The organism is Streptomyces brevispora (assembly GCF_007829885.1).
Taxonomy (GTDB): Bacteria; Actinomycetota; Actinomycetes; order Streptomycetales; family Streptomycetaceae; genus Streptomyces; species Streptomyces brevispora.
This window is the reverse complement of record NZ_VIWW01000001.1, coordinates 6,361,683-6,373,655: the sequence shown is the minus strand read 5'-3', so window position 1 is coordinate 6,373,655 and position 11,973 is coordinate 6,361,683. Positions and strand designations below refer to the sequence as shown.

Here is an 11,973-nt window from a genome sequence, read left to right as displayed (position 1 = left end):
TCAGCTCACCACTCCGGTCATGACGGCGACGGGTACGGAGACGAAGCCCACCGTCAGTACGACCGCGAGCAGATTGGCGATGGTCTTCAGGACGCGCTCGCGGTTCGCGCGGCCTGCGCCGAGGGTCTGCGCCGCACTCCAGAACCCGTGCTGGACGTGCAGCCCCATGGCGAGCATGGCGACGATGTAGATGACGTTGCCGTACCAGGTGGAGAAGGTGTCGATGACGTTCTGGTACGGGTGTCCGGACTGGAAGCCACCCGAGTGCACGGTGCCGGTGGTCAGGTCCAGGATGTGCCAGACGATGAACAGCGCGAGGATGATGCCGCCGTAACGCATGGTGTTGGTGGCATAGCTCGCACGGGGCTTCCTGTGCACGTACTTGCTGGGGCGCGCCCGGAGATCGCGGCGGCTGAGCTGGTACGCGGAGACGGCGTGCAGCACCACGGCGGCGACGAGCACCAGCCGGACGATCCACAGCGCCCACTCGTGGTGCAGGAACGGCTCGCCCATCACGCGCAGCCAGTGCGCGTAGCCGTTGAACTCGTCCGCGCCGAAGAAGATCTTCAGGTTGCCGACCATGTGGACAACCAAGTAGAGGAGCATGATCAGGCCGCTCACAGCCATGATCGTCTTCTTGCCGACGGACGAGTCCCAGAGCCTGCGCGTCATGGACGGCCGTCGGTCCGTCCGTGTTGCCAATGCCATGGACACGACGCTAAGACCGAGGACCCCGATCAGTCCAAGACATGGAGCAGCTTATGTCCATAGGCTTTGACTATCGGGCGAGCTATGGTGCGTATATGCAGTTCCAACAGCTCATGTACTTCGTGGCCGTGGCCGAGGCCCGGCACTTCACCCGCGCCGCGGAGGACGTACATGTGTCGCAGCCCTCGCTCTCGCAGCAGATCAGGGCGCTGGAGAACGAACTGGGGGCCGAGCTGTTCAGCCGCGCCCGCGGAAACATCACGCTGACCGACGCGGGCGAGGCACTGCTGCCGCTGGCCCGGCGCATCCTGGCCGACGCCGACACCGCCCGGCACGAGGTCCAGGAGCTGGCCCAACTGCGCCGCGGGCGGGTCCGGCTCGGTGCGACGCCCAGCGTCTGCACGGGGCTGCTGCCCGACGTACTGCGCGCCTTCCACGATCTGCACCCGGGCATCCAGTTGCTGCTGGAGGAGGGCGGTTCGCACGACCTGGTACGGGAGCTGGCCCGCGGCGCGCTCGATCTGGCCCTGGTGGTGCTGCCGCTGCCCGCCGCCTCGCCGGCCCTGACCACGGTCGAGCTGCTCCAGGAGGATCTGGTGGTGGTCTCGTCGACGGACGGCCCGCGGCCCGGCCGGGGCGGGCGCGTCCGGATCGCGGATCTGCAGGGCGAACCGCTGGTGATGTTCCGGCACGGCTACGACCTGCGGGAACTGACGGTGGCCGCCTGCCGGGCCGAGGGCTTCGAGCCGTCGTTCACGATCGAGGGCGGCGAGATGGACGCGGTGCTCGGATTCGTCCGGGCCGGCCTCGGCATCGCGGTGGTCCCGAGCATGGTGGCCACCCGGGCGGGCCACGACCTGTGGACGACGCCGCTGGCGAAGCCGGGGCTGCGCCGCACGATCGCGCTGGCGCACCGCAGTGACGTGGCTCCACCGCGGGCGGCGCGCGAACTGCAGCGAGTGCTGCTGGCGAGCCGGGCGGACGCCTCGTCCCCGAGCGCCGGACGCGCCTGAGGACGGAGCATCCGCCGGCTCACACCGCGTCGGCCAGCAGCAGCGAGTGGATCCGGTCCGGGGCCCCCGGCCGTGCGTAGTACCAGCCCTGAGCCGTGTCGCAGCCCAGCTCCCGCAGCTGCTCCGCCTGGGCCCCCGTCTCCACGCCCTCCACCGTCACCGCCAGGTCCAGGCTGTGCGCGAGCGACACGATCCCCTCGACGATCTTCAGGTCGACCGGATCGGCCGGATGGTGCTGCATCCCCTGGGTGAAGGAACGGTCCAGCTTCAGCACGCTCACCGGCAGCCGGCGCAGATTCGCCAGGTTCGAGTACCCCGTGCCGAAGTCGTCGAGCGCTATGCCGACGCCCATGTCGGCCAGTTGGCGCAGCGGCTTCAGCAGGTCGTCATCGGCGCCGATGAGCGCCGACTCGGTGACCTCCAGACACAGTGCCGTCGGCTCCAGCCCCGACCGCTCCAGGACATCGACGGTCTCACTGACGAGGCGCGGATGGTGCAGCTGGGCAGGTGAGAGGTTGACGTTGATCCGCAGCGGGCCGCCGTCGGTGTGCCGCTCCTGCCAGAAGTTGGCCTGCCGTACCGACTCCTCCAGTACCCAGCGGCCGAGCGGCACGATCAGCCCGGTGTGCTCGGCGAGGGCGATGAACCGGTCGGGGCCCAGCACGCCGTGCTGCGGGTGGCACCAGCGCACCAGCGCCTCCGCCCCGTGCACGGAGCCGTCCCCGAGGTTCACCAGCGGCTGGTACTCAATGAAGAACTCGCCGCGCTCCAGCGCGGTCGGCAGCGCCGTGGTCAGCCCGTGCCGGGTGATGGCGCGGGCGTCCGCCTCGGCGTCGGCCAGCTCGAAGCGGTTGCCGCCGGCGGACTTGGCCCGGTACATCGTGATGTCGGCGCTGCGCAGTACCTCGGCGGCGCTGCGTTCGGCGGCCGCACCCTCGACGACCCCGATGGATCCGCGGACGGTCAGCTCACGCCCGTCGAGCCGGATCGGGGTGGCCAGCACCCCGAGAATCCGGCAGGCGAGGTCGTCGACCTCCGACGCCGTGTCGGGGCCGGTCGTCAGAGCCACGAACTCGTCGCCGCCGAGCCGCGCCACCATCTCGCCCGGAGCGGTCGCACAGCTCTGCAGCCGGTCGGCGACCTCGACGAGCAGCCGGTCTCCCGAGGCGTGGCCCAGGCTGTCGTTGATCGCCTTGAAGCCGTCCAGATCCAGATAGCAGAGACCGAAGCGGCTGCCGTCACGAGCCGAGAGCGCTTTCTCGAGACGCTCGAAAAAAAGCGTCCGGTTCGGCAGGCCGGTGAGCGCGTCGTGCGTGGCCTCGTACCGAAGACGCAGATTCAGCAGCCTGCGTTCGGTGGTGTCCTCCAGCAACGCCAGCTGGTACTCCGGCCGGCCCTCGGCGTCGCGCAGCAGCGACACCGTCAGATTGGTCCACAGGACGGTGCCGTCGTTGCGGTAGAACGCCTTCTCGACCCGGTAGTGCTCGCGCTCGCCGCTCACCAGCTCGCTGTAGTACTTCCAGACGTTCGGGGAGTCCTCGGGGTGGACCCACTCGTTGACGCGGTGGCTGCGGACGTGGTGGTCGAGCCCGCCGAACATCCGGGTGAGGGTGTCGTTGACCTCCAGCACATTGCCGTCGAGGTCGGCGATCCCGATGCCGATGGCGGCATCCTTGAAAACGGCCCGGAACCGCGCCTCGGTCGCGTGCAGCGCCTGCTCGGCGTGGGAGCGCGCGGAGAGCGCCGAGCGGGCGATGGCCTCCTGCTCGGCGAGGGTGCGCTCGCGCAGTGCCTGGGTGAAACCGCCCGCGACGGCGTGCTGGATCCGGGCGCAGCGGGACCGGCTCTCCTCGGTCGCCAGCGCCACCGGTCCGTTGCTTCCGCAGTAGAGGACGAGGTAGGAGTCGACGACGCCGAGCGTGGAGCTGAGCGCGTCCGGGTCCGTGCAGTGCGCCGCGACGAGCTCGCCGCCCACTCCCGCCGCCGATGCGGCGTCGAACGGGCGGGCGTGCAGGATGTCGCTGAGCGTGCGGGCCAGCGGGAGCAGATGCTGCTCGAACTCCGCCCGGGTCAGTGAGGTGGCCGTCGACGGGAAGATGGCCCGGCTCCAGATCGTGGCGAATCGCCGGAGCCGGTCCTCGGGGCCGTCGGGCTCCGCGTCCGGTGTTCCGGGCGACTGGGCGGGAATGGTCACGCCTTGCGTCCCACTCCTGCGAAGCCCGAGAAGGCGTATGGGTCTTCGTTCTCCTGCCCGGCGGGGGTGTCGGGGCGCCAGTTCGGCATGGGAACCAGGCCGGGGTCGATCATCTCGTATCCCTCGAAGAACCGGCCGACCTCGTCGCGCGAGCGCATGATGAGGGGGTTGCGGATGTTCTTGTACACCCCGACCGCGCCGCCCGCCTCCTCCTGCGTCAGCGGAACGCCCTCGTACGAGGCGTGGGTGATGACCAGGAGACTGCCGGGGGCCAGGAGGTCGCGCAGTTCGGCGACAGCCGTTTGCGGGTCGTCGGAGTCCTCGATGAAGTGGAGTATGGCGACGAGCAGCAGCGCCACCGGACGGTCGAAGTCGAGGAGTTCGGAGATCTCCGCGTTGTCCCGGATCTCCTTCGGCCGGCGAAGATCGGCGGTGGCGATCACCGCGCCGGAATTGCCCTCGAGTACGGCCTGGCTGTGTGCGACCGCGACCGGATCGTGGTCGACGTACGCCACCCGGGCCTGCGGGTCGATCCCCTGGGCGACCTCATGAACATTACCGAAGGTCGGTATCCCGGAGCCGATGTCCAGGAACTGGGTGATCCCCTCGCCGAGTGCGTAGCGCACTGCCCTGCGCATAAAGGCGCGGTTCGCCTGCATGATCTTGGGAAGTCCCGGCATGAACTCCATGGCCTTGCGGGCCGCTTCTCGGTCCACCTCGAAATTGTGCGATCCGCCCAGATAGAAGTCGTACATTCGGGACACACTCGGCATCGAAATGTCAATGCCTTGCGGTGCCCAGGCGGGACGCTCCATCGATCTCTCCAACAAGTCGCCACGGCGGTCCGGCCATGTTCACGGTCTGTGTTGACCAGAGGCTACTGATCGACTGCCAGGAGAGCGAGCGGAAACGGAAATTAGCGGTCCGTTATTGGTCACAAACGTGGCAACTGCAACCGTCCCGTCGCTGCGTGTCACATTTGACGACGGGTCGGCGCGAGAAGGTTCACGAGGGAACCGCTTTGATGCAGCGGCGACCTTCGCGTTGGAGGGCACCGCGTACCATGTGCCCCCGACAGCCCGGCCGTTGGTGTCACCGGGTTCGATGCCGTCGGAGCAGGTGCAGAGGATCCGGCAACCGACGGCCTGCCGCTTGAGACCGTTTGGCCGGCCGAGAACGACAAAGCCCTGGGTGCCGCCTTGTCGTCATTCCTGTCGAGTGGGGCGCGCCAACCGGCCACTTCGAGAGACAGGCCCCGAGACAGGCCAACTTCATCGCCCGCGCGACATCCTTCGTGAACCGGTGGACAGTCATGCCGTATTTGTCCACGACGAAATCGCCGAGTTCCGGATCGTTGTGCACCGAAAACCCGGCAGGACCTGCGGGTTCCGCGCCGGACGGGCCGTCAGCGTTCACCACCGCCTTCTTGCCGTCCGGCGTCGCCGCGCATCAGGTTCCGCCCACGCCGTGCCCCTGTCCCTCGCCGGGCTCGCGCGGCACATCGGCGGTCAGCCAAGCGCGAGTTGTCGGCTGCCGTCGGTCCGGGTGATCCTTCCGACGAGTGCGGGGCCGGTGCCCACCGCGGCCGTGACATTGCCGACGTGGACCCGTGGCCGGACTTTCGCACAGTCGCCTTCGCAATTCGACTTCGGCGGGCCCGCGGCGTCCTGGCCGAATCGGTGAGGAGTGAATCCTCCGAATCCCCCACTGCCCGTCAGCACCTTGCCGAACTTCGCGCTGTCCCACACCGCGAGCCGGCCTGCGCGCTTCGCCCGACCGGCTCGGGCACGGCGCCGGAGCGGTATCCGCTCTCCGGTCCACGGCCGTCCCCCACTTGTCCGTCGGGACTCGCGCTGCCACGTTCCGGCCACCCGGCGGCTCGGAGCCCTTGTCCGGACCGCACGCCGTCGTCATCAGCACCAACAGGGCCGCGACCGCCGGGAGCGAGACGTTCCGCCGGGCGCCCATGCCAACTCCACTGGCACGTGAGCCAGTTGCCATGCGGGATCGTGTCGTTCATGCCCATGGGCCGGTCCGCCGGGGTCCTCTTTGTTCAATACGTCCGCAGAATTTTCCCCAGCCGCAAACACCCAGTGCTTCGAGTCCCCACCATCAGGGGAATCCGGCGGATGTCCGGCGTGCCGCCGTGCGGGCCGGAACATGCTCCCCGTCGTGTACGGATCACTCATCGGCCGGCTCTCCGCGGCCGTCGCACTCATCTGGCTGCTGACCGCTCCGGCGCCCGCAGTGGCCGACAGCTGTGCGTACGCCTCCATCGGCGACGACGGGGGCATCTTGGCGGTCGCCAGCAGCGGTGACGGCAGCTGTCACGCGGGGCCGACGCCACAGCCCTCTCCATCGCCCACCCCATCACCCACGCCGCCGCCCCCTCCCCCGCCTACACCCCCACCACCACCTCCACCGCCTCCTCCGCCACCGCGGCTCGCACCGCCCGCGCCGCCCGCGCCGCCCGCACCGCCCATGCCCGAGCCCGCACCACCGCCCCCTCCCCCGCCGCCGCCTCCGCCCCCCTCGCCCTCGCCGCCTCCCTCGCCGTCTCCCTCGCCGTCGCCTTCTCCGTCCGCGCGCCCCACGCCCCGGCCGGTGGCCCTTCCCGCCTACCGCAGAGCGGTGCGGAAGGCCCCGGAGCGTCATACCTCCCTGGTCACGCTCACCTTGATGATCACTGCCCCCGCGGTATTCGCCGTCGCCGTACTGCGGCCCCGTTCCCGATGACCTCCGGAGACCCTCATGTCGGAATGGCTTGTCCTCACCTTCGCCATGGTCGCGGCCAGCGCCGTGGTGCTGACCATCGCCGTACTCAACAACCGCAGGCTCCCCGAGGACGACGACCCGTCCGAAACCCCTGACGTCATCGAGTACATGACGATGATGATCGGCGTGGTCTACGCGATCGTGCTCGGTCTCGCCATCGCGGGTGTATGGGAGGGCCGAAGCGCCGCCCAGGAGTACGTACGCCAGGAGGCCCAGGCGCTCCACGAGGTCGACGCGCGCTCGTCCGTCTACCCGGAGGAGGTGCGCACCCGCATCCGGGCCGATGTCGACGCCTACGTCAGCTATGTCGTACATGACGAGTGGCGCACCATGATCTCCCACGGCACACTCGGCGACCGCGGCGCGGACCTCCTGGGCCGGGTACGCGCCGATGTCACGGACTACAAGCCGAAGACGGACCACGAAGGACAGGCATATCAGCCACTGGTCGACCAGGTCGCCGCGGCGGACGACGCCCGCAGTGCGCGCGGTCAGAGCGCCGGAGCCACCATGCCGGGCGTCGTCTGGTTCGGTCTGATCATCGGGGCGCTGGTGACCGTGGGGCTGATCTTCACCCTGCAGATCCGCCGCACCTTCCGCGAACTCCTGCTGGCCGGCCTCTTCAGTGTCCTGATCGCCTTCCTTCTCTTTCTGATCTGGGACTTCGACTCGCCCTTCGGCCGGGGTCTCTCGGCCACCGCCGGACCGTTCCTCGACCTGTTCCCCGGCGCGTCGGGCGGGTAGCACGTGCCCTGATTCCCCGTCCGCCCCGGAAGGTGCGCCGCTCGGGGGACAGTGACGCCCCATTGGACGGATCCCGATCGCGGGCGAAATAAGCCACTTCTAGCGTTGGCCGCTTCGAGGTGTATTTCTGACGTTCTGTGGAAATTCGTTCCGCAGCTGCTCCTCGGGGACCCGGAGAACTCACCATGCGCGCAATGCGTGTCGCCCCCGTCGCTCTGCTCGGCGCCGCGGTACTCGCCGTGACCGCCCCGGCCGTGACCTCGTATGCCGCCCCACCGGGAGGGCCTTCCGGCAGCGGGAGCGGATACACCGTCACGCCGTCGGTGATCGCGCCGGGCGGCCAGGTGACCCTGTCTGCCAAGGGCTGCCCGACGACGGGCACGGCGTCCTCCGGCATGTTCGACACCGTCACCATCCCCAGGGGCGGCACCGCCAGAGCGACGGTCGACTGGGACGCCGAACCGGCCGCCGCCTACGAGACGACGTTCACCTGCAACACCTCGCCGAGCTCCACGGCCAAGGTGAACCTCACGATCCGAGCGGCCACGAGCACACCGACCGCCGACTCCACGAGCGCGACGGGTTCGACGGCCTCCCCTGCCGGCGCGCAAGGTGGTCTCGGCGGCAGCATCGACAGCCCGAACACCTCGATGATCGTGGGCGGCACGGCGCTGGCAGTGGCGGCCGCGACCAGCACCGTCTTCGTGGCGCGACGGCGCAAGGAGGGCCGTTCGCACTGACCGGCACCGCAGTCGGAAGCGGAAGTCGCCCCGGGACCTGCCACAAGCCCCGGGGCGACGTGGTTGCCGGGCGGGCGGATGCGTCTGCGTCTGCGAGGCCGGATCCACACCATGACTCGTCCTCCGGGGGCGGACTGACCGTCACCGGAGCCTTGAACCAACGAATTTTGGCGCTGCTCCACCCCGATGACCCGACCGCACCCGTGTGCGTACCCGTGGAACTGATGGATCCGCAGGTCACGAGGCGTCAGATCCGCTGTCCGGGTGCCGTGCCGCCATACGGCCGCCGCGCGCGGCCACCACCCGTTCGCACTTCCCTGATCGCCGCCCGGCCGCCCCGCGCCTAGCGTTCTCCTCGTCGCGACGAAGGGAGAACCATGGGCCGGGACAACTGGCGCCCCGAACGGATCAGATACTCGCCGTGGGGCGCACTCGCCCTCGTGCTGCTCACCGGTCTCGCACTGTTGCGCAGCGGCGACGACCACTCGCCCGGACCACCGCGGTCGGCCGCCGCCACTTCGGCCGGTCACCGGATGGACACCGCCCCCGCCCCGGTGGCCGGACCGGCGGTGAAGCCGTCGGCGTACGCCCCCGGCGCCCGGGTGTACGGCGACACCGGCAGGGCGGAACCGCGGGTCGTCACCCGTGGGGGCGAATTCACGAAGACCGGCGGCCACGACGGCGACGTCGTGGTCTTCGCCCTGCCGGTCGGGACCCTCTGACAGCTGCTGCCGGGGGCGGGCCCGTCCCAGGCAGCGGCCGCCGCACGCGTCAACTGCGCTGCGGCACCGTGAGCCGGTAGCCGTCGTCCAGCAGTTCCGGCAGATAGCGGCCCAGCGCGGCCACGCTCTGCGAACGGTTGCCCCCCGCGTCGTGCGAGAGCACCACGACGCCGGGGGCCGCCCCCTCCCTGACCCGGCGGACGATGCTGTCGGTGCCGGGAACCGTCCAGTCCAGCGTATCCACGGTCCAGGCCATCGGTTCCATACCCATCGCCGCGCCGATCTCGAAGGAATTGCGGTTCCAGGCCCCGTAGGGCGCCCGGTACCAGAGCGGCGGATCACCGGTGATCTTCTCGATCACGTCGCTGGTACGGCCCAGTTCGTCGGTGATGCCCGCCCGGGAGAGCTTGGTGACCAGCGGGTGCGTCCACGAGTGGTTGCCCACCGTGTGTCCGTCATCGGAGATCCTGCGCACCAGGTTCTGGTTGTCGTTGGCCATTTCCCCGCAGAGGAAGAACATCGCCCGTACGTCGTGCTTGCGCAGCGTGTCCAGGATGTGCGGGGTGTAGAGCGGGTCCGGGCCGTCGTCGAAGGTCAGCACCATCGCACGGCCGATGTCGGGCAGCTGCTCGAACGGCCGGGTACGGACCGGGGGCGCCGCGGGGCGGTAGCGAGGCGGAGTGTTCGCTGTCATGGGTCTAAGACGATAGGACAGCGGCTTGGTCCGAAAGGCCGCCTGCGGCCCGGCCGCGACGGTAGACGGCTCCGCGGGGCGCCAGAAGGGGGTGCCCGCGGTGTCCGCGGCGACCAGGCGCACGACGGTGGCCGCGGACATCCCGGCGGCCAGCCTCAGCAGCGTCCTGCGCATCGGCAGCCTCTGATAATTTTTCATGACCAACTGCTCGCACGTTCGTACTCTCACGCTCCTCAACGACACCGGTTGCGCGGGGTATTGCACCCAATGGAGGGAGCCCGTCCACGGCAGCCGGCGTCTACGCGCCGGGCGGCCGGGTCCCCGGACGGGCGGCTGTGACGGGAGCGGATAACCTCACTGCCGTGAAAGACCAGCAGCCTCACCAGTTCGAACGTGGCACAGACGGCCCCAAAGTGATCGTCGCGGGCCTCGACGGTTCCGGATCCTCCATGCGCGCCGCGGCATATGCCGCCGGGCTCGCCCGTCGGCAGAGGGCCATGCTCGCCCTCGTCTATGTACAGCCCGTGATGCCCGCGGGTGCCTCGCTCGGCGCGCCGGTCGCCGATGCGACCGGAGAGGTCGCGCAGGGGCTGGTGACCGAGATCCGGGAGACGGCCGAGAAGATGAAGGACATATGGGATGTGCGCTGGGAGTTCCACACCTTCCGCGGTGATCCGTACAGCGGGCTGGTGACGGCGGCGAACGACCTCAAGGCGGACGCCGTGGTGGTGGGAGCGTCGGAGTCGGCGGGGCACCGGTTCATCGGCTCGGTGGCCGTCCGTCTCGTCAAAGCGGGGCGCTGGCCCGTGACCGTCGTCCCGTAAACCCTGCGCTCTCCCCGTCCCGCGCACCCCGCGCCGACGCCGCCCGACCGTTCACCGCACCATTCGCCGCCCCGTGCGACCGCTCGTCGCAAGGGGCGGCGTTTGTCCTGTTCCCCACGGCCTGAATGCGTTCGTATACGCCAGTCAGCAGCGAGGCGGCAGGGACCTCCGCGGGGAAAGGGCGTTCACCATGACCACGACGACGACCGATGAGCGGGCCCTCGCGGATCTGCAGCGTGACCACGGTCCGGCCCTGTTCCACTTCCTGCTCGGTCTGACCTTCGGCGACCGGCAGCGGGCCGAGGACCTGCTCCAGGAGACACTGGTGCGGGCCTGGCAGCACCCGGAGGCCTTCGACGGCGCGTACGAGTCGATGCGGCCGTGGCTGTTCACCGTGGGACGCCGGCTGGCGATCGACGCCCGCAGATCACGGCTGGCCCGGCCGGCCGAGGTGGGTGACGCCGTGCTGGAGAGCACCCCCTGCGGGGAGGACACCGCGGAGTCCGCCGTCGCCGCGCTCGATGTGCGCGAGGCGGTGCGCACCCTCAGCCCGGAGCACCGGGCGGTGCTGGTGCAGATCTATTTCCGCGGGCTGAGTGTGGGCGAGACGGCTCAGGTGCTCGGGATCCCGGCCGGCACCGTCAAGTCCCGTTCGTACTACGCGTTGCGCCTGCTCTCGCGCAACCTGCCCGGCTACTCCAGCAGGTCCTCCTCGCTGAGCAGCGGCAGCAGCGCCGCGGCCTCCGCCACCGCCACGTAGTCGGCGGCGCAGCGGTCGCAGGTCTGCAGATGGCGGGAGACCGTCAGCGCCTCCGGGGCCGGGAGCGCGTCCAGCACGTAGGCGCCGAGCAGTTGCCTCATGTGCGGTCCCTCCTCGGGGTCGGCGGTCATCGCAACCTCATGTCTGTGACGGACCGGGTCCGACGGATCCTGTCCTTCTGGCCACGCGGGGCACGCTCCCCCGGTTCAATGCTGCGTGTAGGGCCGTACCGAGAACGGAATGAGGCGAGACGGATGCGTCCGGAACGTCATGACGGATCCAGTGGCGGCGGGCTGCTGATCCCGATGGCCTGGATGTACGCGGAGTACATCGCCGACGAACTGCTGCGGACCGGCGAGCTGATGGAGCCGGCGACACTGGAGTACCGGGCGGGGCGCGATGCGCTCGCCCTCACCGTCTTCCTCTCCGACGGCGCGGTGGCCGAGACCCTCCCCGCCACCCGGGTGGACGAACTGCGGCTGCTGACGGCGTACGGGACCCCGTGGCGCGGCTGGGTCTGCGAACGTCTCGACGCGCTGGAGGCGGTGCCGGGCGCCCCCGGCCCGGACCTCGCGCTGGCCCGCGCGGCCTGGCGGTGGCTGGAGGACACCGAACTGCTGGCGGCCGACCTCGACGCGATCGGCCCGCCGCCCTGGGAGCCGGCCGACGGGCCGCAGGACCCGGAGGCGCAGGGGGCCGCCGCCCAGGTGTGGACGCCGGCCTGGCAGCTGGGTCTGCCGCTGGGGCACCTGTCCATCCATCTGTACTGAGGGCGTCCGTCTCCGCCGAGGGCATCGCC

General features: G+C 70.0%; 13 protein-coding genes. 7 read left to right on the top strand and 6 right to left on the bottom strand.

The genetic code is table 11. The annotated features are described in order from the left end of the window. Complete coding sequence (locus FHX80_RS29325; RefSeq protein ID WP_145766950.1) at window positions 1-708, bottom strand: succinate dehydrogenase; 708 nt, start codon at window positions 706-708, stop codon at window positions 1-3. 95 nt (window positions 709-803) lie between these two features. Between FHX80_RS29325 and FHX80_RS29320 the strand changes: the two genes are divergently transcribed. Continuing rightward, a complete protein-coding gene (locus tag FHX80_RS29320; RefSeq protein ID WP_145766949.1) occupies window positions 804-1,721 on the top strand; it encodes a LysR family transcriptional regulator in 918 nt (305 codons plus the stop codon). A 19-nt stretch (window positions 1,722-1,740) separates the two neighbouring features. On the opposite strand, the gene FHX80_RS29315 is transcribed toward FHX80_RS29320, so the two are convergent. The 3 genes from FHX80_RS29315 to FHX80_RS36095 all read right to left on the bottom strand — a co-directional run bounded on the left by FHX80_RS29315 (window position 1,741) and on the right by FHX80_RS36095 (window position 5,229). Further along, window positions 1,741-3,915 (bottom strand): putative bifunctional diguanylate cyclase/phosphodiesterase, encoded by a 2,175-nt coding sequence (locus FHX80_RS29315; protein WP_145766948.1) that lies wholly within the window; start codon window positions 3,913-3,915, stop codon window positions 1,741-1,743. Next, on the bottom strand, window positions 3,912-4,730 hold the full coding sequence (locus tag FHX80_RS29310; protein ID WP_145766947.1) for an SAM-dependent methyltransferase: 819 nt from the start codon (window positions 4,728-4,730) through the stop codon (window positions 3,912-3,914). The genes FHX80_RS29315 and FHX80_RS29310 overlap by 4 nt, the downstream gene beginning before the upstream one ends. A 277-nt stretch (window positions 4,731-5,007) precedes the next feature. Further along, window positions 5,008-5,229 carry a hypothetical protein gene (locus FHX80_RS36095; protein WP_244318654.1) on the bottom strand — a complete coding sequence of 74 codons (222 nt, stop codon included), beginning with the start codon at window positions 5,227-5,229 and terminating at the stop codon, window positions 5,008-5,010. 1,437 nt (window positions 5,230-6,666) lie between these two features. Between FHX80_RS36095 and FHX80_RS29295 the strand changes: the two genes are divergently transcribed. The 3 genes from FHX80_RS29295 to FHX80_RS29285 all read left to right on the top strand — a co-directional run bounded on the left by FHX80_RS29295 (window position 6,667) and on the right by FHX80_RS29285 (window position 8,896). Continuing rightward, window positions 6,667-7,434, top strand: a complete 768-nt coding sequence (locus FHX80_RS29295; RefSeq protein ID WP_145766945.1) for a bestrophin-like domain — start codon at window positions 6,667-6,669, stop codon at window positions 7,432-7,434. 185 nt (window positions 7,435-7,619) lie between these two features. Continuing rightward, complete coding sequence (locus FHX80_RS29290) at window positions 7,620-8,174, top strand: hypothetical protein (RefSeq protein WP_145766944.1); 555 nt, start codon at window positions 7,620-7,622, stop codon at window positions 8,172-8,174. A gap of 377 nt (window positions 8,175-8,551) precedes the next feature. Beyond that, the gene (locus FHX80_RS29285) at window positions 8,552-8,896 is read left to right on the top strand and encodes a hypothetical protein (RefSeq protein ID WP_145766943.1); all 345 of its coding nucleotides are present in this window, start codon (window positions 8,552-8,554) and stop codon (window positions 8,894-8,896) included. 49 nt (window positions 8,897-8,945) lie between these two features. On the opposite strand, the gene FHX80_RS29280 is transcribed toward FHX80_RS29285, so the two are convergent. Beyond that, window positions 8,946-9,788 (bottom strand): polysaccharide deacetylase family protein, encoded by an 843-nt coding sequence (locus FHX80_RS29280; RefSeq protein ID WP_145766942.1) that lies wholly within the window; start codon window positions 9,786-9,788, stop codon window positions 8,946-8,948. 164 nt (window positions 9,789-9,952) lie between these two features. On the opposite strand from FHX80_RS29280, the gene FHX80_RS29275 reads away from it, so the two are divergent. After that, window positions 9,953-10,414: a universal stress protein gene (locus FHX80_RS29275; protein WP_145766941.1), complete on the top strand. Its 462-nt coding sequence runs from the start codon at window positions 9,953-9,955 to the stop codon at window positions 10,412-10,414. Window positions 10,415-10,604: 190 nt separating this feature from the next. Then, window positions 10,605-11,174 (top strand): sigma-70 family RNA polymerase sigma factor, encoded by a 570-nt coding sequence (locus FHX80_RS29270; protein ID WP_145766940.1) that lies wholly within the window; start codon window positions 10,605-10,607, stop codon window positions 11,172-11,174. Here FHX80_RS29270 and FHX80_RS29265 read toward each other — a convergent pair. Further along, the gene (locus tag FHX80_RS29265) at window positions 11,108-11,305 is read right to left on the bottom strand and encodes a zf-HC2 domain-containing protein (RefSeq protein WP_145766939.1); all 198 of its coding nucleotides are present in this window, start codon (window positions 11,303-11,305) and stop codon (window positions 11,108-11,110) included. The two genes, FHX80_RS29270 and FHX80_RS29265, sit on opposite strands and share 67 nt — an antisense overlap. 123 nt (window positions 11,306-11,428) lie before the next feature. Between FHX80_RS29265 and FHX80_RS29260 the strand changes: the two genes are divergently transcribed. Continuing rightward, complete coding sequence (locus FHX80_RS29260) at window positions 11,429-11,944, top strand: hypothetical protein (RefSeq protein WP_145766938.1); 516 nt, start codon at window positions 11,429-11,431, stop codon at window positions 11,942-11,944. Window positions 11,945-11,973 lie beyond the last annotated feature (29 nt).

Coding starts and splice junctions, on each gene's coding strand:
- FHX80_RS29325 (WP_145766950.1), bottom strand. CDS start 708: ATGGCATTGGCAACACGGACGGACCGACGGCCGTCCATGACGCGCAGG.
- FHX80_RS29320 (WP_145766949.1), top strand. CDS start 804: ATGCAGTTCCAACAGCTCATGTACTTCGTGGCCGTGGCCGAGGCCCGG.
- FHX80_RS29310 (WP_145766947.1), bottom strand. CDS start 4,730: ATGGAGCGTCCCGCCTGGGCACCGCAAGGCATTGACATTTCGATGCCG.
- FHX80_RS36095 (WP_244318654.1), bottom strand. CDS start 5,229: ATGACTGTCCACCGGTTCACGAAGGATGTCGCGCGGGCGATGAAGTTG.
- FHX80_RS29295 (WP_145766945.1), top strand. CDS start 6,667: ATGTCGGAATGGCTTGTCCTCACCTTCGCCATGGTCGCGGCCAGCGCC.
- FHX80_RS29290 (WP_145766944.1), top strand. CDS start 7,620: ATGCGCGCAATGCGTGTCGCCCCCGTCGCTCTGCTCGGCGCCGCGGTA.
- FHX80_RS29285 (WP_145766943.1), top strand. CDS start 8,552: ATGGGCCGGGACAACTGGCGCCCCGAACGGATCAGATACTCGCCGTGG.
- FHX80_RS29280 (WP_145766942.1), bottom strand. CDS start 9,788: ATGAAAAATTATCAGAGGCTGCCGATGCGCAGGACGCTGCTGAGGCTG.
- FHX80_RS29270 (WP_145766940.1), top strand. CDS start 10,605: ATGACCACGACGACGACCGATGAGCGGGCCCTCGCGGATCTGCAGCGT.
- FHX80_RS29265 (WP_145766939.1), bottom strand. CDS start 11,305: ATGACCGCCGACCCCGAGGAGGGACCGCACATGAGGCAACTGCTCGGC.
- FHX80_RS29260 (WP_145766938.1), top strand. CDS start 11,429: ATGCGTCCGGAACGTCATGACGGATCCAGTGGCGGCGGGCTGCTGATC.